Genomic DNA, 20533 nt, shown 5'->3' on the forward strand with positions numbered 1-20533 from the left:
GCCTCGCGCGTGCTGCTTCAGTTTGCCGCCGCCCACGGCGTGGAGGCGGGCTGCGTCGTTTCCGGATTGCGGGCGCAATTGCACTCGTACCAATCGTGCTGGTTCCAGATGTCGGGATTGAAGTTGCCGAACGTATCACTCGGCTTGGGCGCGCGCGCTGCCACGGCTGCCGCAGCGCTTGCCTGCGGACCGGCCGCAGCCAGCTCTGTTTCGTCAAGCGGCCCGCCGCCGCCGCACGCCGTCAAGAAAATGGCAGCACAGGAAGCGGACAAAAGTGACATCAAGATATTGCTGCTTATAAGTGTTTTCTCCAAAGACATTCCTTCTCTTCAACGCACTTGCCATCGCTCAATTGATGATGCAGCGCAAGCCCATGGTATGAGATTGATGCCCGGAAAAGGTTCCGGCAGGAATGGGAGAATTGTTCCTTTGAAGAACTTATGGCAACGCTCTGACGTTTTCCATTGAACGGATGGCAAAGACGTGGTGCGCTCGTGTGCATATTGATGCTCTCGCGACATGCCAATTGCAGTAGCCAAAACGCCGCCTGTGAAGCCTGGGCCTATATCAAACGGGCCATGCCGCGCCGGCGATATTTTCTGTATGGTTTTTCTTGGCAAACCAGTTCATTGCCTGCCAGGCATTGCACAAATGACGCTTGCATCCGCTTGCCGGAACAGGCCTGAATCGACAGGAGAATCAGAATGGCAATCTCACGAGCAATCGTGAAAACAGTTCAGGCGGCGGCTATGCACGCGCACTACGCCATCTCTGGGTGCGCCGCTCGATCATCGCGCCAGCGGCGTTGATGAGCAGCGACACCGCCAGCGAGCTGAAGAAGATGAGACTTGCCATCGCGGCCGCTGCGGCCGTATCGCCAGCGTCATCCATGTTCATGACGGCAACCGATGCAAGCACGGTGTCCGGGGTGTAAAGGAAGATCACGCAACTGACCGTGGTCATGCTGGAAACGAACAGGTAGCGCGCCACGTTCAGCAGTGAAGGCACGACCATCGGCAGCGTCACTTTCATGCAGGTATGCCACCACGGACGTTGCAGGCTGCGCGCCACGGCCTCGATCTCGCCGTCGATCTGGCGCAGGGACGCCACGAGCGTGAGATATGCCGTGGTATGGAAATGGCTGACCGTCGAAGCGACCAGCAGCGTCATGCCGGCATACAGCACGTTCAGCGGGTTGCCGGGTGCATTGAAGAACAGCACGTAGCCCAGACCCAGCACCATGCCGGGCACTGCCATCGGCAACAGCGCCAGGCTGCGGATCAGGGTCGAGGCCATGCGGGGGATCGGCAGTTTCGCCACCAGATATGCGGTCAGGAAAACGAGCCCCGTTCCCGCCACGGACGTCAACGCAGACAACATCATGCTGTTGCGGAACGCCAGCCAGCCGCCACCGTCAAGCTGATCGAAATCGAAGTGGTTGAGAGTCAGGCTCAGGTTGTAGGGCCAAAGCTTCATGAATGCCGCGGCAATCGCGACACCGGCCAGCGCAATCAGGAACACCGAGACGAACGCGCAGAACATCCAGAGTGCCGCATCGCGCACGGTGTTCGACTTCGGCGCGTAAGCGACCGACTTGCCGGTCATCGTCGCGCCCTGACGCCTGCTGATGCGGCGCTCCACCAGGAAGCTGATCACAGCCGGCAGCAGGAGCAGCAGACCGATGACTGCGCCCTTGTTGAAATTCTGCTGGCCGATCACCTGCTTGTATGCTTCCAGCGCTAGCACATTGGTTTGTCCGCCGATCACCTTGGGCACGCCGAAGTCGGTCACCACCATCGCAAACACCAGCGTCGCGGCGGACACCATGCCGTATCGCGCATTGAGCAGCGTGACCGTCAGAAAGCGGCGCATCCGGCTGGCGCCGAGCGCTTCCGCCGCCTCGTAGAGCCGCGCATCGGCGACCGACAAGGCAGCGGTCAGGATCAGCAATGCATGCGGAAACGTGTAGAACACCTCGCCCATCACAATGCCGGGGAAACCATAGATCGAGAGCGGCCCCAGCCAGCCTTTCAATATGCCCTGGTTGCCGAACAGGTAGACCAGCGAGATCGCCGGCATCAGGGAAGGCGCCAGCAGCGGCGACAAACCGATCAAGCGGAAAACGGAGCGCCCTGCCATGCGCGAGCGCGTCATCGCAAACGCAAAGGCGAGCGCCATCGGCACCACGATCGCAGTGGTGACGAGCGCGAGCAGAACGCTGTTGCCGGCCGCCGCCAGCAATCGCGGTTCGGCAATCACCTGCAGTATCTGCGAGAAGCCGGCGAAGCTGCCGTCGCGCGCGTGCAGGGCCTTGACGAAGATGCTCACCAGGGGGCCGGCGATGAACAGCGTGAGGACGATGACAAGCAGCCATGCCAGCATGCCGGCGATCTGTTCGTCGGCACTGCGCACCAAAGCCGGCGCCGGTTTGCGGATGCCGATGGAGATGGACATGTTCATGCTGCGGCATCCAGGAAAAAGCACATCTGGTGTGCCGGAAAGCTGATCGGCACGCGCTTGCCGACCACCAGGCTGTCGTAACCCGCTTCATTCGGGCTCGCATCGGCGAAAACGCGGATGGCCCGATTGACGCAGAGCGACAGCACGCCGCGCCGCACGCCGCCATGGAAATCGACGCGCTCGACCACGGCCAGCGTCATGTTTTCTCCCGAGCGCCAGTTCTTCTCGACACAGACCGACTCGGGCCGGCAGAATGCGGTCGTCGCACGTCCGGCGGGCAGCTGCACGTCGAAGGACAGATCGCCGAGGATCGCGACGCCGTTGCCATAGACCTGCACCGGCAGCCAATTGGCGCGACCGATGAAGTCGGCCACGAAGCGGGTCGCCGGCGTGCGATAAATTTGTTCCGGTGTGCCGATCTGCTCGATGCGGCCGTTCGCCATCACCGCAATCGTGTCGGCCATCGCCAGCGCCTCGTCCTGGTCGTGGGTGACCATGATGGTCGTGATGCCCAGCGTGCGCTGCAGCGAGCGCAACTCCTGCCGCAGGTGCTCGCGCACCTTGGCGTCGAGCGCGGAAAGCGGTTCATCGAGCAGCAACAGGCCGGGCGAGGTCGCGAGCGCACGCGCCAGCGCCACGCGCTGCTGCTGTCCGCCGGAGAGTTGCGCGGGATAGCGTCCTTCCTTGCCCGTCAGTCCCACGAGGTCCAGCAATTCGCCGACGCGCCGCATGCGCTCCTCGCGCGGGCTGCGCAGCGCATAGGCAACGTTGTCGGCCACCGTCATGTTCGGAAACAGCGCGTAGGATTGAAACACGATGCCGTAATCGCGCCTGGCCGGAGGCAATGCCTCGATGCGCCGGCCCGCCATCGCGATCGTGCCGGCATCCTGCTGCTCCAGTCCGGCGAGGATGCGCAAGAGCGTCGTCTTGCCGCATCCCGAAGGACCGAGCAGGCAGAGAAATTCCCCCTTGCGCACCTGCAGCGAAACGTCGGAAAGGACATGCGATGCGCCGAACGCCTTGCTCACGTTCGCGATGCGCAACCATGCATCGCTGCCGTCATGCGCGCCGGTTTCCTGATTGTTCAGCGGAAGGTCGAAGGACTTCATCGCGCCTCCTTCTTCACGAGCGCCTCGATGCGCGGCAGGAAATGTTCGGCATCCGGCGTGCTCAAGCCGATGACCTTGGCGGCATCGTCGTGCATGCCGATGGGCGCAGTCACCTCGCCGCCGTAGAGCCGGGAGCCGGCGGTGGCGAACAGATGCCGGATATCTTCGATCGAAAGAGACATGGAAAATCCAGATGGGCGCGCCGGAGCAACGCCTTGAAAACAGGGAATGATGCTGCGGCCCGGCCGGACAGCCGGGCCTCGGTCGGCGGTCTTACTGCTTCGGCTCCGACTTGCCGTCGTAACGCTTGCTCCACTCGGCGAGGATGCGGTCGCGCTGCTGCGCCGACCACTTGAGGTCCTGCTTGATCAGCAACTGCTCGTAGTTGGACGGAATGCCCGGTACCTGCGCCGCCACGCCGGGATAGGCGACGATTGCGAAGTTCTTCGCGTACAGCGCATTGGCCGACTTCGACGCGGACCAGTCCGCGAGCTTGCGGGCCGCATCGAGATTTTTCGTGCCTTTCATGATTGCCGTGGCTTCGACGTCCCAGCCGAGACCTTCCTTCGGGAACACCAGATCGATCGGCGCGCCGCCTTCCTTCAGCTTCGCGGCGCGGTATTCAAAGGCGATGCCGATCGGGAATTCGCCGGCGGCAGCCTGCTTGCATGGCTTGGAGCCGGAGTGCGTGTACTGTCCGATGTTCTCGTGGAGCTTGTCCATGTAGGCCCAGCCTTCCTTCTCGCCGAACAGCGACAGCCATGCAGTGATGTCGAAATAGCCGGTGCCGCTGGAAGCCGGATTGGGCATCACGATCTTGCCTTTGTACTGCGGCTTGAGCAGGTCTTTCCACGATTCCGGTTTGGGCAGGCCCTGCTTCGCGGCTTCGACGGTGTTGAAGCAGATGGTTGCGCCCCACACGTCCATGCCGGCCCATGCCGGCGGATTGGCCGAATCGACATAACGCTTGTTCAGCTTGTCGGCATCCTTCGGCGCATACGGCTGCAGCATGCCTTCCTTCTCGAGCACCAGCAAGGAAGTTGCGGCAACGCCCATCACGACATCGGCCTGCGGCGCGGCCTTTTCGGCGAGCAGCTTGGCGGTGATGATGCCGGTGGAATCGCGCACCCACTTGATCTTGATGTCGGGATATTCGGATTCGAACCTGGCCTGATACGCCTTGAGCTGATCGGCCTCGAGCGCGGTGTAGACGACCAGCGTCGTTTCGGCATGCGCCGCACCGGCCGTCAAAGCGAAGAGCGCGGCAATGGGTGTCAGGGATTTCAGGAATTTCGGAATGGGCATGTACAACTCCTTGGGATTGAGCGAACCGGCATGGCAATGCACCGGCACGCAGAATCTTAGGGAGGGATTGTTACGAGGTCGTGACGTCTTGCAGGCTGCTAGACGACCTGCTGAGCCGCAGAGATGGGCGGGCAGCCGATATGGGACAATCGTCTGCCGCCTCCATGCCGCCCGTGCCATGCCGACAAGTTCACTCCCCCTCCTCATCCATCAACGCTTGAAGGCAAGGCTGCCGTCATCTCCGCCATGCACGCTGCTCTACGCGAACGGCGAGCGCATCGGCAGACTGAACGAATCCATGCAGCGCGCGCTCGCGCGCTGGCCGCACTACTTTGAGGTTTCACCGGGCCGGGTCGATGTTTCCCCCACCCTGAATTCGGCCGAGTCGCGCACGAAGGCATTTGCCGAAGTCGTGCAGGCCTTGCACGACTCGGGCCTCATTACCGGCTGGCGCAACGAGCAGATGCCGGTCAGGAGCGACAGCGGGCGAACCTTGCTGTTCGTCGAGCGGGCCGCGCTGCGCCCATTGGGCGCGGAACTGCGTTCGGTCCATCTGCTCGGCATGCTTGCCGTACATGCTGCGCAGGATGAAGCGATGTGGCTCGCGCGCCGCAGCCCAAACAAGACTATCGATCCGAATCTGCTGGATACGCTGGTCGGCGGCGGCATCGGCGGCGACATGACGGCGGACGAAACGCTGGTCAAGGAAGCCTGGGAGGAAGCCGGCCTCAGGCAAGAGCAATTGCACGGGGCGATCGACACCGGACAGATCAGGGTGCAAAGAGCCGTTGCCGAAGGCTGGCATGACGAACTGATCCACACCCGCGCGCTGAGTCTGCCGCCGGAATTCGAACCGCGGAATCAGGATGGCGAAGTGTCGGAATTCGTTCTGCTTCCGCTGAATGCGTTGCTGCATCGGCTTGCGGAAACCGACGACCTCACCCTCGACGCCAGCTGCATCATTTGCGCATATCTGATGCAGCGCGGCCTGATCGGCGCACAGGACAAGGGCTGCGCGAAATTGCGCGCGCTCATTCACGCCACAGCATGAGGCGCGTGCGCATGTCATCTGTTGCCGGCATGATAATCATCCCGGCGCGCATTGCATGGAAAACATCTTGCAAAGGGTAATGGACGGCAATAGGCAGCAACAGGTGGCAATAGGCAATACAATCTTGGGCATGTCATTGTCGGAGTTCGTGTCGATGCACAAGCCATTCCACTTCACTTCCCTGTTTCCGTTGATTGTCGTTGTCGCTTTGTCAGCCTGTTCCATCCCCCGGCAAGACAGGCAAGACAGTTATCACGAAGAGGATTTTTCCTCGTCGAATGTGTATGCCCGCAGCTTTCCCGGATCGGCGCAGGCGACCTGCGAAGCGGGGCGGCGGGCGCTCCTCAGCCAGGGTTATGTCATTCATGAAGCGAGCCCGTCGCTGGTCAGGGGCCGCAAGAACTTTCAGCCGGAAAGCGGCATCCACATGCAGACCGAGTTCCATGTGGTATGCGCGCCTAACAGCAAGGGAAGCAACAGCACGACCGTGTTCGCGAATGCGGTGAACGACCGTTATTCACTGCGCAAGAGCAGCAATTCCGCCAGCCTCGGCGTCGGTGCGCTGGGCTCGGTGTCCCTGCCGTTCGGCTCTTCCGACGACTCGCTGGTCAAGGTGGCGAGCGAAACCGTCTCGAACAAGAAATTCTACGGAAGCTTCTTCGAGCTGCTGGAGAGCTATCTCGACGCCGCCGGCGACAGTCCGGCGCAAGTTGACAGGCAGAGCAGCAAGGACGACAAGAACACCCTGTCCGTCAAGCCGGTCGATGAATGATGCATGGCGCAATGCCCTGACGTTCGATGCTGGCAGCACGGCAGGTCGATGCGACAAGGCCCGGAACACTTCGCCGGATGCACTCTTTGACCCGGCGACGAAAGAACAAGCACCAGACCACGCATGCCGTTGTCTGCCGTGCCGATGACAAGTAATGAAAAATCCCCTGTTCGCCTACCCCTCCTTCCTGTTCTTCCTTGTCCTGCGCGTCCTCACCACGATGGCGAACCAGATGATGATGGTGGTCGTCGCCTGGCAAATGTACGATCTGACCAACAGCGCCTACGATCTCGGCATGGTGGGGCTGGCGCAGTTTCTGCCATCGCTCGCGCTGGTGCTGGTTACGGGGCAGGTCGCCGACCGCTTCGACCGCCGTTACGTGCTGGCGTGGTGCCTTGCGGGCCAGTTTCTGATTGCCGTGGCGCTCGTGGCCGGCACGCTGGAAGGCTGGCTGAACCGCGAGACGATCCTGCTGGCGTCGGTTGCTCTCGGCGCGACCAAGGCATTCCAGATGCCGACCCAGCAGGCGCTCACGCCGCAACTGGTACCGCTCGCGATCCTGCCGCGCGCGCTTGCAGCGGCATCCTCGGGCAATCAGGCCGCCATCATCGTCGGCCCGGCGGTGGGCGGTTTCATCTATGTGGCGGGTGCGCAGGTGGTGTATATCGCGTGCGGCCTGCTGTTTCTGGCGGCGACCGCCTGCGTGTTTTTCATTCGCGTCGCACAGCTTCCCCGGGCGCCGCAGCCCGTGACGCTGCAGAGCCTGTTCGCGGGCATCTCCTTCATCTGGAATCGCAAGGAGGTGCTGGGCGCGATTTCGCTCGATCTGTTTGCGGTACTGCTGGGCGGCGCGACCGCGCTGCTGCCTATCTATGCGAAGGACATCCTGCATGTCGGCCCCTGGGGTCTGGGGATGCTGCGCTCGGCGCCGGCGGTCGGCGCGCTGATCATGTCCTTGTATCTCGCGCAGCATCCGATCCAGCGCCACGTCGGCAGGGTGATGTTCGGCTCGGTGGCGCTGTACGGCGTCGCCACATTGGTGTTCGCGCTGTCGACCTCGTTCGTGCTGTCGCTGGCGGCGCTGGCATTCAGCGGAATGTTCGACATGGTCAGCGTGGTCATCCGGCAGTCGCTGGTGCAGCTGGACACGCCTGACGAGATGCGCGGCAGGGTGAGCGCGGCCAATTCGATCTTCATCGGCGCGTCGAATCAGCTGGGCGAATTCGAATCCGGCATGACCGCAGGCTGGTTCGGCGCGGTGCCGTCGGTGCTGATCGGCGGCGTCGGCACCCTGCTGGTCGTCGCTGCGTGGATCAGGCTGTTTCCGGGGCTGGCGCGGCGCCACACGCTGGTGACGCCGGCGTAGCGTGATGAACGGCAAGGCATGGCGCACACCGATATCCGTATGGCGGCTGCGCGCCGTGCCCCGCACCTGGACCATCCCCGTCCCCATCCGTGACGGAACATGCCAGCGTCACACACCTCCGCTACAGCCGCTAACCGCTCTTCCCCTCGGACACCAGCTTGAACGCGCTGATCAGCTGTGCCAGCTTGAGCGCCTGTGCGCTCATGCCTTCCGCTGCGATTGCCGCTTCTTCGACCAGCGCCGCGTTTTGTTGAGTGACCAGGTCCATTCTGGCAACCGCCTCGTTGACCTGCTCGATTCCGGCGCTCTGCTCGCGGCTGGCAGCCGCGATTTCCGCCATGATCTCTGCGGCGCGGCGCACCGAGCTTGCGATGTCTTCCATGGTGCGGCCCGCGTCATCCACCGCCCTGGTGCCTGAACTGACCTTGTCGGCCGAATCCTTGATCAAGCCATTGATTTCCCGCGCTGCGTTCGCGGATCGTTGCGCCAGACCGCGCACTTCCGCCGCGACCGCGGCGAATCCGCGCCCATGCTCTCCCGCGCGCGCGGCTTCCACTGCCGCGTTCAATGCCAGGAGATTGGTCTGGAATGCAATGCCGTCGATCACATTGATGATCTCGGCCATCTTGTGCGAGCTTTCTCTGATCGATCGCATCATCTCGACTGCCTGGCGCATGGTGCAGGCGCCCTGCGCCACCGTCTCGGATGACGCCACCACCAGGGCGTTGGCCTGCTGCGCATTCTCCGCATTCTGCTTCACCGTGCCGGTGAGTTCCTCCATCGAGGATGCGGTTTCTTCGAGCGCGCTGGCTTGCGATTCCGTGCGCGCGGACAGGTCGGAATTTCCTGTCGCGATGTCGCTGGCACCGGAGTTGACGATCTCGCTCGCCTCCTTGATTTGCCCCACCAGCAATTTCATGTTGATCTGCAAAATGCGCAGTGATTGCAGCACGGCGGAAATTTCGTCATTGCCGGGCGACGTGATGCTGCCCGACAGGTCGCCGGCACTCATGCGATCGGCTTCGCGCCTGGCGCGCTCCACCGGAAGTACCACGCTGTAATACTCTGCGACGCCAAAACCGGCGACCACAATCAGGCCGAGCACGGCACCGGCAACGGCGAGCAGATGCAGAGTCCTGTCGTTTGCCAGCAGGCCGAGCAGGATGATGCCGAACATGGCGACAAGGAATGCGAACGAACAAAGGATTTTTGCCTTGATCGTCAGCGCTTGCAGCGGGTTGAAGCCGCCGAACAGGGAACGCCTGACGGCCGCGCCTTCGCGAATGACGAATCTGCCGGCCCCGGTCTGCATGTCGCGGTACACGCGGTCTGCCGCTTCCACCTGTTGCCGCGATGGCTTGACTCTGACGGAGGTGTATCCGACGATTCGGCCGTGATCGAGCATCGGTGCGGCGTTTGCTTCCACCCAGTAGTGATTCCCGTTCTTGCATCGATTCTTCACCAGCCCGGTCCACGCCTTGCCGCTTTTGATGGTGCGCCAGAAATCCTCAAAGGCTTCGCGCGGCATGTCCGGATGGCGCACGATGTTTTGCGGCGACCCGATGAGTTCATCCACAGAGAAGCCGCTGATGCGCACGAAATCGTCGTTGACGTAGGTAATCGTCCCCTCCAGATCCGTCTTGGAGACGATGATGTCGGAATCCTTCAGGATGGTTTCGACATCGGTGACAGGCATGTTGGACCGCATACGAAATTTCTCTTTCTCTTGAGATCTGGCACAGCATCGGGAAGTTGCCGTAATGGCATGACCGGGCGCCACGGTAGCAAAGAATCCTTCAGAATTTTTGACCTAAATCAATTTCGTCCGGGAAACCGCCTGGCAAGGGGATGTTTGATGGGCGATGTTGAATGGCAGGCTGGGGCTGGCTTCGCATGCCACGTTCGATGGGGCCGATCAGGTCGCCGTTGAGGAAGACCTATAGGGACGTTCCTGCCTGATCGATTCCGATTCTGCGCTTGCGTAAGGTAGGAAACCGTGTTTCTTCATAAGCTTGAACTCGTTACCATCGCCATTGAACCCATTGCATTCCGGAGATCCTTTCCCATGCGCGCCATCGAAATAAGCCAGCCCGGCCCCGCTGATGTATTGCAAATCTGCGAACACCCCGTACCCATTCCCAAGGCTGGTGAAGTCCTGATCAAGGTTCATGCGGCGGGCGTGAATCGGCCTGACGTATTGCAACGCATCGGCAAGTACCCGGCTCCCCCGGGAGCATCGGACATTCCCGGCCTGGAAGTTGCCGGAGAAATCGCGGACGGCGATTTGAGCGGGAGCGGCTTCAAGAAAGGGGACATGATCTGCGCCCTGCTGCAGGGCGGCGGCTATGCGGAATATTGCGTGGCGCCGCTTGCGCAATGCCTGCCGTTGCCGAATGGATTGAGCGCGCTTGAAGCAGCATCCCTGCCTGAGACATTTTTCACTGTCTGGAGCAATGTGTTCGACCGTGCAGGGTTGACGGGTGAGGAAACACTGCTGGTGCAAGGCGGCACATCCGGCATAGGCGTGACAGCGATCCAGATGGCGACCGCGCTGGGACACCGTGTATTCGCCACCGCCGGTTCCGATGAAAAATGCCGGGCATGCGAAGCGTTCGGCGCAGAACGCGGCATCAATTACCGGACGGAGGATTTCGTCGAGATCGTCAAGACCGCGACCTCCGGCAAAGGCGTGGACGTGATTCTCGACATGGTCGGCGGCGACTATGTGGCGCGCGAGATCAGCTGCCTCGCCGACGATGGACGGCTGGTGTTCATCGCCCTCCTCGGCGGCTCGAAGGCGACAATCAATCTCGGGCAGATCCTGCTGCGCCGCCTGACGATCACCGGTTCAACCTTGCGCCCGCGTCCGGTCGCGTTCAAGGCGGCGATCGCGGCGCAACTGCGCGAGCGTATCTGGCCCCTGCTCGAATCGCGGAAGATCAAGCCGGCGATCTACCGCACCTTCCCGTTGGAGCAAGCCGCCCAGGCGCACGCGCTGATGGAGACAAGCACACATGTGGGCAAGATCGTGCTTGCGATTTAAGCAGGTCGGACAACATCCCACGCGCGATCGTTCCAGTGAAGCCGGACTGGATCAGCTCGGGCCTGAGCTGACAAAATCGGGCCTGATCCCATTCTTCACCACTTTTCGGTGCGGTCATGGAAATCCTGTTGAAAGTGTTGGGCGCGGGCGGCGCGGCGTATGCCGCGTTGTTGGCCGGCGTGTTCCTGCTGCAGGGGTCTCTCCTCTACTTCCCCGACATGGGACGGCAGATGCTGCGGACGCCCGGAGACGTCGGGCTCGACTACGAGACGGTGTGGCTGACGACGGAAGACGACGTCAGGATCGAGGCCTGGTATATCCCCGCGCCAGCGGCGCGCGGAGTGGCGCTGCTCGCCCATGGCAACGCCGGCAACATCTCTCACCGGGTGGACTACGCCCTCCTGTTCCATCGCCTCGGCTACTCGCTGTTGCTGCTTGAGTATCGCGGCTACGGTCGCAGCGAAGGAAAGCCGAGCGAGGCCGGCACCTACGCCGATGCTCGCGCCGCGTGGCGCCACCTCGTGACGGAACGCGGCTTTCCTCCCGAACGAATCGTGCTGGTGGGCGAGTCCCTGGGCGGCGCCGTCGTCGCCCGGCTTGCCGCGGATGAGCGGCCGGGTGCGCTGGTACTTGCTTCGAGCTTTGTCTCCGTGCCAGAACTGGCCGCAGATCTCTATCCCTGGTTGCCGGCGCGGTGGCTCACGCGCTACCGGTACGACACGCTGGCCGCCCTCGAGCGTGTCTCGTGTCCGGTGCTCATCGCCCACAGTCCCCAGGACGAAATCGTGCCGTTTCATCATGGGGAGCGGCTGTTTGCCGCCGTCAAGGGGCCGAAAGCATTTCTGGAACTAGCCGGCGGTCATAACGACGCTTTTCTGTTCAGCCGCGAAGCATGGCGTGTGGAGCTCGGGCGCTTCCTGGAGCAGCACCTCCCGCAAGGCAGCGTGAATCCAGTTCCACGGTAAGAAGCCCGGATGCAGTAGTTATGCAGGAAATTCCGGCTGCATGAAAACGAAAATGCCTCCCACAGCCTGCCAGACCATCAGTCCGTCCGGGCCCAGTAGTTGGGCCCGGCATAGATCGCTTTCAATACGTCGATGAAGAAACGGATTTTTGCCGGCAGATGCCGCTGCTGCGGATACACCGCCATGATGTCGTAGTGAGGAAGCGCGTATTCGTCGAGAACCGTGACCAGTTCGCCGGATGCAAGCTGCGGCTGGATTTCCCAGGTGGAGCGCCATGCGAGGCCGAGGCTCTGGCAGGCCCAGCGATGAAGCAGTTCGCCATCGTTGCAGTCGAGACTGCCGTTGACCTTGATCGTGACGGGTTTGCCGTTTTTCTGGAAATACCAGCCGCGCTGCTGACCGCCTTGCAAATTGAAGGCGAGGCAGTTGTGCCGGGCAAGGTCGTCGAGGGTTTTCGGTATGCCGTAGCGGCTGAAATAATCCGGCGTGCCACATACCACGCGACGGTTGGCAGCCAGCTTGACCGCCACGAAGCTGGGCTCGATCACGCCGCCGATGCGAATGCCGAGGTCATATCCTTCCCGCATCAGATCGATGACATGGTCGGTCAGATTGAAGGAAATCTTTACGTCCGGATTGGCCGCAACGAACCCCGGCGCGTGCGGCGCGACATGCTTGCGTCCGAAGGCTGCAGGTGCGGAAACGACCAGATGGCCGGTAGCCTTGTGGCGTCCTTCGGAAATGATCTTTTCGGCGGCATTCAACTCGGCCAGCAATTTGCGGCAATGGTCCAGGAATACCGTGCCTTCCTCGGTCAATGTCAGATGGCGCGTCGTGCGGCGCATGAGTTTGGCTCCCAGCCTTTTCTCGAGCGCATCGATGCGGCGTCCCAGCATCACCGGCGTGACCTTCTGCTCCAGTGCGGCGCGTGCCAGGCTTCCCTTCTCCACGACTTCGACGAAGGCCTCGATCTGTTTGAGTCTGTCCATTGCCGGAACCTATCCAGGAATAAACCGTCAGCGCGATTGGCGTGAACGAAAAGTGCGCTTCACTTTCCGTGTGCCGTGCATCCATCTCGATTCATGTGGAGACGGCCTTTCGATTATTCCATACCCTCTGTATCGAATAAAACGACATTCCGTGTTCTTATCAAAAATCCGCTTCGCCGATAGCATTTGACACACCTGCCGAGCCTCTGGAAATCACAGGTCATTGACGAGTGCGTTCGACAAGCAAGTTTCAATACGCGCCACGCATCTTGCCGCGCACCGCCGTGTGTCGCTCCGCATTCTCCAGCAGCGCGATCGACCCCATCGGTTCGGATATTGCACATATGGAGATTCAACATGGCAAAAATGACTGCGGCAGAAGCAGCTGTCTGCGTACTGGAAAAGGAAGGCATCCGCGCGGCATTCGGCGTGCCTGGCGCCGCCATCAATCCGCTCTACGCTGCGCTCAGGAAACGGGACAGTATCAGGCATGTATTGGCGCGCCATGTGGAAGGCGCATCGCATATGGCGGAAGGCTACACGCGGGCCATGGCTGGCAATATCGGCGTGTGCATCGGCACCTCGGGTCCTGCCGGCACCGACATGATCACCGGCCTGTACTCCGCGCAGGCGGATTCATCCCCGATCCTGTGCATTACCGGCCAGGCGCCTCGCGCTCGTTTATACAAGGAAGATTTCCAGGCGGTGGACATCGAATCGATCGCCAGGCCGGTTTCCAAGTGGGCCGTGACCGTGCGCGAACCTGCTCTGGTGCCACGCGTATTCCAGCAGGCATTCCATGTGATGCGCTCCGGCCGTCCCGGCCCGGTCCTGATCGACTTGCCGTTCGATGTACAGGTCGGGCAGATCGAGTTCGATCCGGAAACCTATGCGCCCTTGCCGGTCTATCGCCCGAAGGCCTCCCGCGCGCAGGCGGAAAAGGCATTGTCCATGCTGAACCAGGCGTATCGTCCCTTGATCACCGCGGGCGGCGGCATTATCAACGCGGATGCCGCCGACTTGCTGGTGGCGTTTGCGGAGCTGGTGAACGTGCCGGTGATTCCGACGCTGATGGGCTGGGGGACGATTGCCGACGACCATCCGTTGATGGCCGGCATGGCCGGTTTGCAGACCAGCCATCGTTACGGCAATGCGACGCTGCTGGCATCCGATTTCGTGCTGGGAATCGGCAACCGATGGGCCAATCGGCATACCGGCTCCATCGATGTCTTCACCAAGGGGCGCACGTTTGTGCATGTGGATATCGAGCCGACGCAGATCGGACGCGTTTTCGAACCGGACTACGGCATTGTTTCCGATGCCGCAGCGGCGCTGCAATTGTTTATCGAAGTCGCGCGGGAATGGAAAGCCGCCGGCAAGCTGAAGGAGCGTTCCGCATGGGTGGCGGAATGCCGGCACCGCAAGCGCACCATGCTGCGCCGCAGTGATCATCAGAACGTGCCGATCAAACCGCTGCGCGTCTACGAAGAGATGAACAAGTTCTTCGGCAAGGATACGCGGTACGTCACCGCCATCGGGCTGTCGCAGATTGCCGCCGCCCAGTTCCTGCACGTCTACAAACCGCGCCACTGGATCAACTGCGGCCAGGCGGGTCCGTTGGGATGGACCATTCCGGCGGCATTGGGTGTGCGGGCGGCCGATCCGGAGGGCGACATCGTGGCGATATCCGGCGACTACGATTTCCAGTTCCTGATCGAGGAACTGGCGGTAGGCGCGCAGTTCAAGCTGCCCTACATCCATGTTCTGGTGAACAACTCCTACCTGGGCTTGATCCGTCAGGCGCAGCGCGGATTCGATATGGATTATTGCGTGCAGCTGTCTTTCGAGAATATCAATGCACCCGAGCTCCACGGTTACGGCGTCGATCATGTCGCGGTCGTCGAAGGCCTCGGCTGCAAGGCGCTGCGCGTTCACAAACCGGAAGGCATCATCCCCGCTTTCAAGCAGGCGCGCGTACTGATGCGGGAATACAAGGTCCCGGTGGTGGTGGAAATCATTCTGGAGCGCGTCACGAATATTGCGATGGGCACCGAGATCAACGCCATCAACGAATTTGAAGACGTGCTCGACATCATCGACAAGTGAGCGAAACCTTGAGCAGTCAGCTGTTCGAAAAAGGAGAAATCATGCCGAAATTTGCCGCCAATCTCACCATGCTCTTCAACGAGCTGGATTTCATGGAACGATTCGAAGCCACTGCCCAGGCAGGTTTCCGTGGCGTGGAATTCCTCTTCCCGTACGCATTTCATCCGGCGCAAATCGCCGATCGCTTAGCGCAGCATCGGCTGGAGCTGGTGCTGCACAATCTGCCGGCCGGCAAATGGGAAGCCGGAGAACGCGGCATCGCCTGCCATCCGGAGCGCGTCGGGGAATTTCAGGATGGCGTCGGCACAGCGATCGAATATGCGCAAGTGCTGGGCGTGAAGCAGCTGAATTGCCTGGCCGGGATTGCACCGCAAGGACTGAATGAGGAAATCGCGCATGCGACGCTGGTAAACAATCTCAGGTTTGCTGCCGACAAGCTGCAACAGCACAACATCCGTTTGTTGATCGAACCAATCAACACTTTCGATATCCCCGGTTTTTATCTGTCGCACACCCGGCAGGCGCTGGAGTTGATCAGGGAAACCGGCTCCGGCAATCTGTACCTGCAATACGACATCTATCACATGCAGCGCATGGAGGGCGAACTCGCCAATACCATCAAGACCAATCTGCCGTCCATCAAGCATATCCAGCTGGCGGACAACCCCGGCCGCTTCGAGCCCGGCACCGGCGAGATCAATTACCGCTACCTGTTGGCGCTACTGGACCGGCTCGGCTACAAGGGCTGGATCGGTTGCGAGTACAAGCCGAGGGCCGGCACGCTGGAAGGACTGGGTTGGCGCGCCATGGACGACGTGTAAGAGGTATTGAATCGGCTCAATCAAACAAACCGCGCGGGCAAGGATGCCAGCTTGCATCGATCAATTTTCACAGTGGAGAACAACATGGCGAAAGTCGGATTTATCGGTCTTGGCATCATGGGTGCGCCGATGGCGGCGAATCTGCAAAAAGGCGGACACAAGCTGTACCTGCATGACATCAGGAATCCCCCCGCCGAACTCAACGAACGCGGCGCCACGATATGCACCTCCGCCGAAGCGGTCGCCAATCGATCGGAGATCGTCATCGTCATGGTCCCTGACACACCGCAGGTGGAAGAAGTGTTATTCGGAGAAAAAGGTGTTGCCAAGGGTTTGGCCGCCGGCAAGATCGTGGTCGACATGAGTTCCATTTCGCCGATCGCGACGAAGAACTTTGCCAAAAAGATCAATGCGCTTGGCTGCCCATATCTGGATGCGCCCGTCTCCGGCGGCGAGGTCGGCGCAAAGGCCGCGTCGCTGACCATCATGGTTGGAGGCCCGGAGGAAGCTTTCAACACCGTCAAGCCATTGTTCGAATTGATGGGGAAGAACATCACGCTGGTCGGCGGCAATGGCGACGGCCAGACCACCAAGGTGGCCAACCAGATCATCGTGGCGCTGAACATTCAGGCAGTGGCGGAAGCGCTGCTGTTCGCATCGAAGGCGGGAGCCGATCCCGCCAGGGTGCGGGAGGCCTTGATGGGTGGCTTTGCCGCGTCGCGCATACTGGAAGTCCACGGCGAACGCATGGTCAAGCGCACCTTCAATCCCGGCTTTCGCATCGAATTGCATCAGAAGGATCTGAACCTCGCATTGCAGGGCGCAAAGAGCCTCGGCGTGTCGCTGCCAAACACGGCCGCCGCGCAGGAATTGATGAATGCGTGCGCCGCCAACGGCATAAGCGGTCTCGACCATTCGGCGCTGTGCCGCGCGATTGAAATGATGTCGAATCACCAAATCGCCGAGGCTTGATACGCGGCACAGCGCACTGCGCCATCATCAAGACACCATTTCCCTCTGCAACGAGGAAGAAAGCACGGAACCTGGAGCGGACGCCAGCCAGCTCTCGCCGTCCGCCAGAATGCGCAGCTGCGACGCGACGCCGGCGCGCGTTGCCGCGTCGGCCAGTTCCGTGCGCGTTACCGGGCAGTGGCTGAGCGCCTCCAGATGGTTCGCGACAACCAGGCCGCGGGACAGGTGCGTGAATTCAATCACCTCATCCACACCCATGATGATGTCCTGCCCGATATCCATGCGTGCGCCCCCCGCCGGCACGATGCTGATATCGGGCTGATGCCGCGATACGAAGTCGCGTATGCGCGGTGTCAGCACCGTGTCGCCGCTCAGATACAGGCTGGGCTCACCGGGCACTTCGATCAGATAGCCCACGCCGTGCTCCATCAACATGCCGATCATCCCGCGTCCATGCGTGCAGCGCACGGTCCGGATGTGTCCGCCCAAAAAAGAGCTCGGCTGTTCGTGATGCGGAGGCAGTGGCCGCACATTCAACCCGCGCTCGGACAAATAGCCTGCATCGTGCGGCGTGCAGATGACCGGAATCCGCTTTTCGCGCAGCCATTTCATTCCGGCCCGGTCGAGATGATCGAAATGGCCCTTCTGGCAGTGCGTGATCAGGCAATGCGTCACCGATTCCAGCGCCGCTTCCGCTTCCGCCGGCAATTCGACAATCGGATTGCGCTGCGTTCTGCCGCCCAGAATCCGTAGCGGCGGCAGCGCATCCTTGCGCGCCAGCATGGGATCGACCAGGATGCGATCGGCCCCGATGTCGATAAGGATGGTGGCATTGCGAAGCTGCGTGATTTTCATGATGTGTCCTCCCGAAAGAAGGTTCATTGTCAGGCTGCGCCACGCTGGCTACAATGGCAGAAAACGACATAAAACATTCATTTTCCGCCATGCCCGCAACCCTTCGCATCGGATTGCTGTTATTCCCGCGCTGCATGCCAGCCGGCCTGTTCGCGTTTGCCGACCTGGTCCGCGCCGCCAATCGCCGCGCCGGCCGCATGCTGTTTGACACGCGCTTCGTTGCGCTCGATGCCGGGACGGTCGAATGCGCGCACGGCATCTCGCTAACCGCCGCATCATCGACCGGCGACGGCGACCTCGATGCCATCCTGATTCCCGGTTTCTGGGGTGAGTCGCCGCAGCAGGTCGCCGATGCATTGGCCGACAATGGCGATCTGATTGCCGCGCTGTCTGCGTTGCCGAAGAAAATACAGCTATGGAGTTATTGCACCGGCGTCTGTTTGCTTGCCGCGACCGGAAAGCTGAACGGCCAGCCGGCGACCGTGACCTGGTGGCTGGCCGACGCGATGATTCGGCAGCACGCAAAGGTGCAATGGCAAAGCGAACGGAACTGCATCGTCAATCAGCGGACCGCCACGGCGTCGGGCGTCAATGGTTATCTGCCGATCGCGCAGGCGCTGATCGAGCGATACCTCAGTGCGGAAGCGTTTCGCGACTTGACCAGGCTGATGGTGTTGCCGCGGCCGGAACAGGCGCATCTCGCGTTCCAGTCGCTCAGCCTGATCGAGCAATCCGGCCGCTTTTTGCGCAAGCTGCATATGCTTGTCGAGCAGCTTCCCGCCGAGGCCATCACGGTACAAAGACTGGCACAAACGCTTGGCATGTCGGAGCGCACGCTGGCGCGCAAGGTGCGTGCGGAATCGGGCCTCGCGGTCGCTGCCTATGCGCGCCGGATCAAGCTCAATCAGGCCAGCGAACGTCTGATCCTGACTTCGGTTCCGGCCAGCACCATCAGTGCGGAGCTGGGTTTCAGCAGCGATTCGAACATGCGGCGCATGTTCAAGGAGTTGACTGCGCTGACGCCGGCCGAGTACCGACAGCGTTACGGACGCAACTGATACGGACCCGCGCGGTTTCAGGGCATCGGCGGCGAAGCAGGCACCTCGCAATAGTCAGACCTTAGTCAGACCTTGGTCAGGCCTCGGCTCCATCGATACCGCGCGCCCTCAATCGACAGGACGTTCCACGGGAAGTTCTTCCCGCCGGCTGGCGCTGAGCTTTTTCCATCCTTTGGAAATCAGGGGCCAGAACAGCAGTATCAATGCCAGGGTAGTGATGCTGCCCACCAGCGGATTGGACCACATGATGGAAAGATCGCCCTGCGATACCAGCATGGATTGCCGGAACGCGTCCTCGGCCTTGTCCCCCAGCACCAGCGCGAGAACCAGCGGGGCCAGCGGATAGTCCAGTTTCTTGAACAGATAACCCACAGCGCCGAACATCAGCATGAACCAGATATCCAGCATCGCGTTGTGCACCGTGTAGGCGCCGATGGCGCAGATCACAATGATGACGGGCGCGATGATGGCGAATGGAATCCGCAGGATCGACGCGAACAGCGGCACCGTGGTGAGCACGACGACCAAGCCGACGATGTTGCCCAGATACATGCTGGCGATCAGGCCCCACACGAAATCCTTCTGCTCCACGAACAGCAGCGGGCCGGGTTGCAATCCCCAGATCAACAGACCCCCGAGGAGAACGGCCGCGGTCGGCGAGCCGGGAATACCCAGCGCCAGCATCGGCAGCAACGCACTGGTACCGGCGGCATGCGCTGCGGTCTCCGGCGCGACGACACCCTCGATTTCGCCGGTGCCGAACTTGGCACCGTTCCTGGACGTTTTCTTGGCAATGCCGTAACCCATGAAGGATGCCGGCGTGGCGCCGCCGGGAGTGATCCCCATCCATATGCCGATCAAGGAGCTTCTGAGGGACGTCATCCAGTATTGCGGCAGTTTTTTCCAGGTATCGAGAACCACGCGGAGATTGATCCTGGCGTTCTTGCCGGAGAATCGCAGCCCCTCCTCCATCGACAGCAAAATCTCCCCGATGCCGAACAAGCCGATGACTGCGATCAGAAAATCGAAACCGCGCATCAATTCCGCCGAACCGAACGTCAGACGCAACTGGCCGGTCACCGTATCCATGCCCACCGCCGCGAGAGCGAAGCCTAGCGCCATGGAGGTGAGAATCTTGAACGGCGATCCCTTTCCCATCCCGACGAAACTGCAGAAGGTCAGAAAATACACCGCGAAGAATTCCGGCGAACCGAACTTCAACGCGAACTTCGCAACCAATGGCGCCAGGAAGGTGATCATCAGCACCGCCATGAAGGCGCCGACGAACGATGAGGTGAATGCGGCGGTAAGGGCCTCGCCGGCCCGCCCCTGCTGCGCCATCGGGTAACCGTCGAAGGTAGTCGCCACCGACCATGGCTCGCCCGGAATATTGAACAGGACCGAGGTGATCGCGCCGCCGAACAATGCGCCCCAATAGATACAGGACAGCATGATGATGGCCGAGGTAGGCGACATCGTGAAGGTCAGGGGCAGCAGGATGGCCACACCGTTGGCACCGCCCAGCCCCGGCAGCACGCCGATCAGTACGCCGAGCACGATCCCGACGAACATCAGCAATATATTCATCGGACTCAACACGACCGCGAATCCTTGAAACAGCGCGCTGATTTCTTCCATTTTGCGTCAACTCCTTGAAATCC

At 61.2% G+C, this 20533-nt stretch carries 18 protein-coding genes; 9 read left to right on the plus strand and 9 right to left on the minus strand.

What is annotated here, in order from left to right; genetic code table 11:
- Nucleotides 1–17 precede the first annotated feature (17 nt).
- From D3870_RS19720 to D3870_RS19740, 5 genes are all read right to left on the minus strand, one after another.
- Nucleotides 18–281, minus strand: a complete 264-nt coding sequence (locus D3870_RS19720; protein ID WP_147375877.1) for a hypothetical protein — start codon at nucleotides 279–281, stop codon at nucleotides 18–20.
- A gap of 466 nt (nucleotides 282–747) precedes the next feature.
- On the minus strand, nucleotides 748–2460 hold the full coding sequence (locus D3870_RS19725) for a putative 2-aminoethylphosphonate ABC transporter permease subunit (RefSeq protein ID WP_242490114.1): 1713 nt from the start codon (nucleotides 2458–2460) through the stop codon (nucleotides 748–750).
- On the minus strand, nucleotides 2457–3569 hold the full coding sequence (locus tag D3870_RS19730) for a putative 2-aminoethylphosphonate ABC transporter ATP-binding protein (RefSeq protein WP_119742740.1): 1113 nt from the start codon (nucleotides 3567–3569) through the stop codon (nucleotides 2457–2459). The genes D3870_RS19725 and D3870_RS19730 overlap by 4 nt, the downstream gene beginning before the upstream one ends.
- The gene (locus D3870_RS19735; RefSeq protein WP_119742742.1) at nucleotides 3566–3751 is read right to left on the minus strand and encodes a hypothetical protein; all 186 of its coding nucleotides are present in this window, start codon (nucleotides 3749–3751) and stop codon (nucleotides 3566–3568) included. Before D3870_RS19735 ends, D3870_RS19730 begins: the two co-directional genes overlap by 4 nt.
- Nucleotides 3752–3842: 91 nt before the next feature.
- Nucleotides 3843–4874: a putative 2-aminoethylphosphonate ABC transporter substrate-binding protein gene (locus D3870_RS19740; RefSeq protein WP_119743158.1), complete on the minus strand. Its 1032-nt coding sequence runs from the start codon at nucleotides 4872–4874 to the stop codon at nucleotides 3843–3845.
- A 178-nt stretch (nucleotides 4875–5052) separates the two neighbouring features.
- On the opposite strand from D3870_RS19740, the gene D3870_RS22190 reads away from it, so the two are divergent.
- The 3 genes from D3870_RS22190 (at nucleotide 5053) to D3870_RS19755 (ending at nucleotide 8063) form a co-directional block, all read left to right on the plus strand.
- Nucleotides 5053–5925: an NUDIX hydrolase gene (locus D3870_RS22190; RefSeq protein WP_158590526.1), complete on the plus strand. Its 873-nt coding sequence runs from the start codon at nucleotides 5053–5055 to the stop codon at nucleotides 5923–5925.
- Between the two features lie 130 nt (nucleotides 5926–6055).
- Nucleotides 6056–6697 (plus strand): DUF2242 domain-containing protein, encoded by a 642-nt coding sequence (locus D3870_RS19750; RefSeq protein ID WP_119743160.1) that lies wholly within the window; start codon nucleotides 6056–6058, stop codon nucleotides 6695–6697.
- A gap of 154 nt (nucleotides 6698–6851) precedes the next feature.
- Nucleotides 6852–8063: an MFS transporter gene (locus D3870_RS19755; protein WP_119742744.1), complete on the plus strand. Its 1212-nt coding sequence runs from the start codon at nucleotides 6852–6854 to the stop codon at nucleotides 8061–8063.
- 130 nt (nucleotides 8064–8193) lie between these two features.
- On the opposite strand, the gene D3870_RS23115 is transcribed toward D3870_RS19755, so the two are convergent.
- Nucleotides 8194–9759: a methyl-accepting chemotaxis protein gene (locus D3870_RS23115; protein ID WP_277986378.1), complete on the minus strand. Its 1566-nt coding sequence runs from the start codon at nucleotides 9757–9759 to the stop codon at nucleotides 8194–8196.
- 369 nt (nucleotides 9760–10128) lie between these two features.
- Between D3870_RS23115 and D3870_RS19765 the strand changes: the two genes are divergently transcribed.
- Nucleotides 10129–11106 (plus strand): NAD(P)H-quinone oxidoreductase, encoded by a 978-nt coding sequence (locus D3870_RS19765; protein WP_119742747.1) that lies wholly within the window; start codon nucleotides 10129–10131, stop codon nucleotides 11104–11106.
- A gap of 116 nt (nucleotides 11107–11222) precedes the next feature.
- On the plus strand, nucleotides 11223–12071 hold the full coding sequence (locus D3870_RS19770) for an alpha/beta hydrolase (protein ID WP_119742749.1): 849 nt from the start codon (nucleotides 11223–11225) through the stop codon (nucleotides 12069–12071).
- Between the two features lie 77 nt (nucleotides 12072–12148).
- On the opposite strand, the gene D3870_RS19775 is transcribed toward D3870_RS19770, so the two are convergent.
- Nucleotides 12149–13060 carry a LysR family transcriptional regulator gene (locus tag D3870_RS19775; RefSeq protein ID WP_119742751.1) on the minus strand — a complete coding sequence of 304 codons (912 nt, stop codon included), beginning with the start codon at nucleotides 13058–13060 and terminating at the stop codon, nucleotides 12149–12151.
- A 357-nt stretch (nucleotides 13061–13417) separates the two neighbouring features.
- Between D3870_RS19775 and gcl the strand changes: the two genes are divergently transcribed.
- Genes gcl through glxR form a run of 3 tightly spaced genes read left to right on the plus strand, consistent with a single transcriptional unit; the run spans nucleotide 13418 to nucleotide 16959 of the window.
- Complete coding sequence (gene gcl / locus D3870_RS19780; RefSeq protein WP_119742753.1) at nucleotides 13418–15166, plus strand: glyoxylate carboligase; 1749 nt, start codon at nucleotides 13418–13420, stop codon at nucleotides 15164–15166.
- A 41-nt stretch (nucleotides 15167–15207) separates the two neighbouring features.
- Nucleotides 15208–15987, plus strand: a complete 780-nt coding sequence (hyi, locus tag D3870_RS19785; RefSeq protein WP_119743161.1) for a hydroxypyruvate isomerase — start codon at nucleotides 15208–15210, stop codon at nucleotides 15985–15987.
- Between the two features lie 6 nt (nucleotides 15988–15993).
- On the plus strand, nucleotides 15994–16959 hold the full coding sequence (glxR, locus tag D3870_RS19790) for a 2-hydroxy-3-oxopropionate reductase (RefSeq protein WP_119742755.1): 966 nt from the start codon (nucleotides 15994–15996) through the stop codon (nucleotides 16957–16959).
- 27 nt (nucleotides 16960–16986) lie between these two features.
- Here glxR and D3870_RS19795 read toward each other — a convergent pair whose 3' ends face one another.
- Nucleotides 16987–17814, minus strand: a complete 828-nt coding sequence (locus D3870_RS19795) for an MBL fold metallo-hydrolase (RefSeq protein WP_119742757.1) — start codon at nucleotides 17812–17814, stop codon at nucleotides 16987–16989.
- 89 nt (nucleotides 17815–17903) lie between these two features.
- Between D3870_RS19795 and D3870_RS19800 the strand changes: the two genes are divergently transcribed.
- Nucleotides 17904–18872, plus strand: coding sequence for a GlxA family transcriptional regulator (locus tag D3870_RS19800; protein ID WP_119743162.1), 969 nt, complete (start codon nucleotides 17904–17906; stop codon nucleotides 18870–18872).
- Between the two features lie 108 nt (nucleotides 18873–18980).
- On the opposite strand, the gene D3870_RS19805 is transcribed toward D3870_RS19800, so the two are convergent.
- Entirely contained in the window at nucleotides 18981–20510 is a 1530-nt protein-coding gene (locus D3870_RS19805) for a tripartite tricarboxylate transporter permease (RefSeq protein ID WP_119742759.1), read from the minus strand.
- Nucleotides 20511–20533: the final 23 nt, after the last annotated feature.

It is taken from the genome of Noviherbaspirillum cavernae (genome assembly GCF_003590875.1).
Lineage (GTDB): Bacteria > Pseudomonadota > Gammaproteobacteria > Burkholderiales > Burkholderiaceae_D > Noviherbaspirillum > Noviherbaspirillum cavernae.

What these genes read in the sequence shown, in the direction of transcription:
- D3870_RS19720 (WP_147375877.1), bottom strand. Translation starts at nt 281, where the DNA reads ATGTCACTTTTGTCCGCTTCCTGTGCTGCCATTTTCTTGACGGCGTGC.
- D3870_RS19725 (WP_242490114.1), bottom strand. Translation starts at nt 2,460, where the DNA reads ATGAACATGTCCATCTCCATCGGCATCCGCAAACCGGCGCCGGCTTTG.
- D3870_RS19730 (WP_119742740.1), bottom strand. Translation starts at nt 3,569, where the DNA reads ATGAAGTCCTTCGACCTTCCGCTGAACAATCAGGAAACCGGCGCGCAT.
- D3870_RS19735 (WP_119742742.1), bottom strand. Translation starts at nt 3,751, where the DNA reads ATGTCTCTTTCGATCGAAGATATCCGGCATCTGTTCGCCACCGCCGGC.
- D3870_RS19740 (WP_119743158.1), bottom strand. Translation starts at nt 4,874, where the DNA reads ATGCCCATTCCGAAATTCCTGAAATCCCTGACACCCATTGCCGCGCTC.
- D3870_RS22190 (WP_158590526.1), top strand. Translation starts at nt 5,053, where the DNA reads ATGCCGACAAGTTCACTCCCCCTCCTCATCCATCAACGCTTGAAGGCA.
- D3870_RS19750 (WP_119743160.1), top strand. Translation starts at nt 6,056, where the DNA reads ATGTCATTGTCGGAGTTCGTGTCGATGCACAAGCCATTCCACTTCACT.
- D3870_RS19755 (WP_119742744.1), top strand. Translation starts at nt 6,852, where the DNA reads ATGAAAAATCCCCTGTTCGCCTACCCCTCCTTCCTGTTCTTCCTTGTC.
- D3870_RS23115 (WP_277986378.1), bottom strand. Translation starts at nt 9,759, where the DNA reads ATGCCTGTCACCGATGTCGAAACCATCCTGAAGGATTCCGACATCATC.
- D3870_RS19765 (WP_119742747.1), top strand. Translation starts at nt 10,129, where the DNA reads ATGCGCGCCATCGAAATAAGCCAGCCCGGCCCCGCTGATGTATTGCAA.
- D3870_RS19770 (WP_119742749.1), top strand. Translation starts at nt 11,223, where the DNA reads ATGGAAATCCTGTTGAAAGTGTTGGGCGCGGGCGGCGCGGCGTATGCC.
- D3870_RS19775 (WP_119742751.1), bottom strand. Translation starts at nt 13,060, where the DNA reads ATGGACAGACTCAAACAGATCGAGGCCTTCGTCGAAGTCGTGGAGAAG.
- gcl (WP_119742753.1), top strand. Translation starts at nt 13,418, where the DNA reads ATGGCAAAAATGACTGCGGCAGAAGCAGCTGTCTGCGTACTGGAAAAG.
- hyi (WP_119743161.1), top strand. Translation starts at nt 15,208, where the DNA reads ATGCCGAAATTTGCCGCCAATCTCACCATGCTCTTCAACGAGCTGGAT.
- D3870_RS19795 (WP_119742757.1), bottom strand. Translation starts at nt 17,814, where the DNA reads ATGAAAATCACGCAGCTTCGCAATGCCACCATCCTTATCGACATCGGG.
- D3870_RS19800 (WP_119743162.1), top strand. Translation starts at nt 17,904, where the DNA reads ATGCCCGCAACCCTTCGCATCGGATTGCTGTTATTCCCGCGCTGCATG.
- D3870_RS19805 (WP_119742759.1), bottom strand. Translation starts at nt 20,510, where the DNA reads ATGGAAGAAATCAGCGCGCTGTTTCAAGGATTCGCGGTCGTGTTGAGT.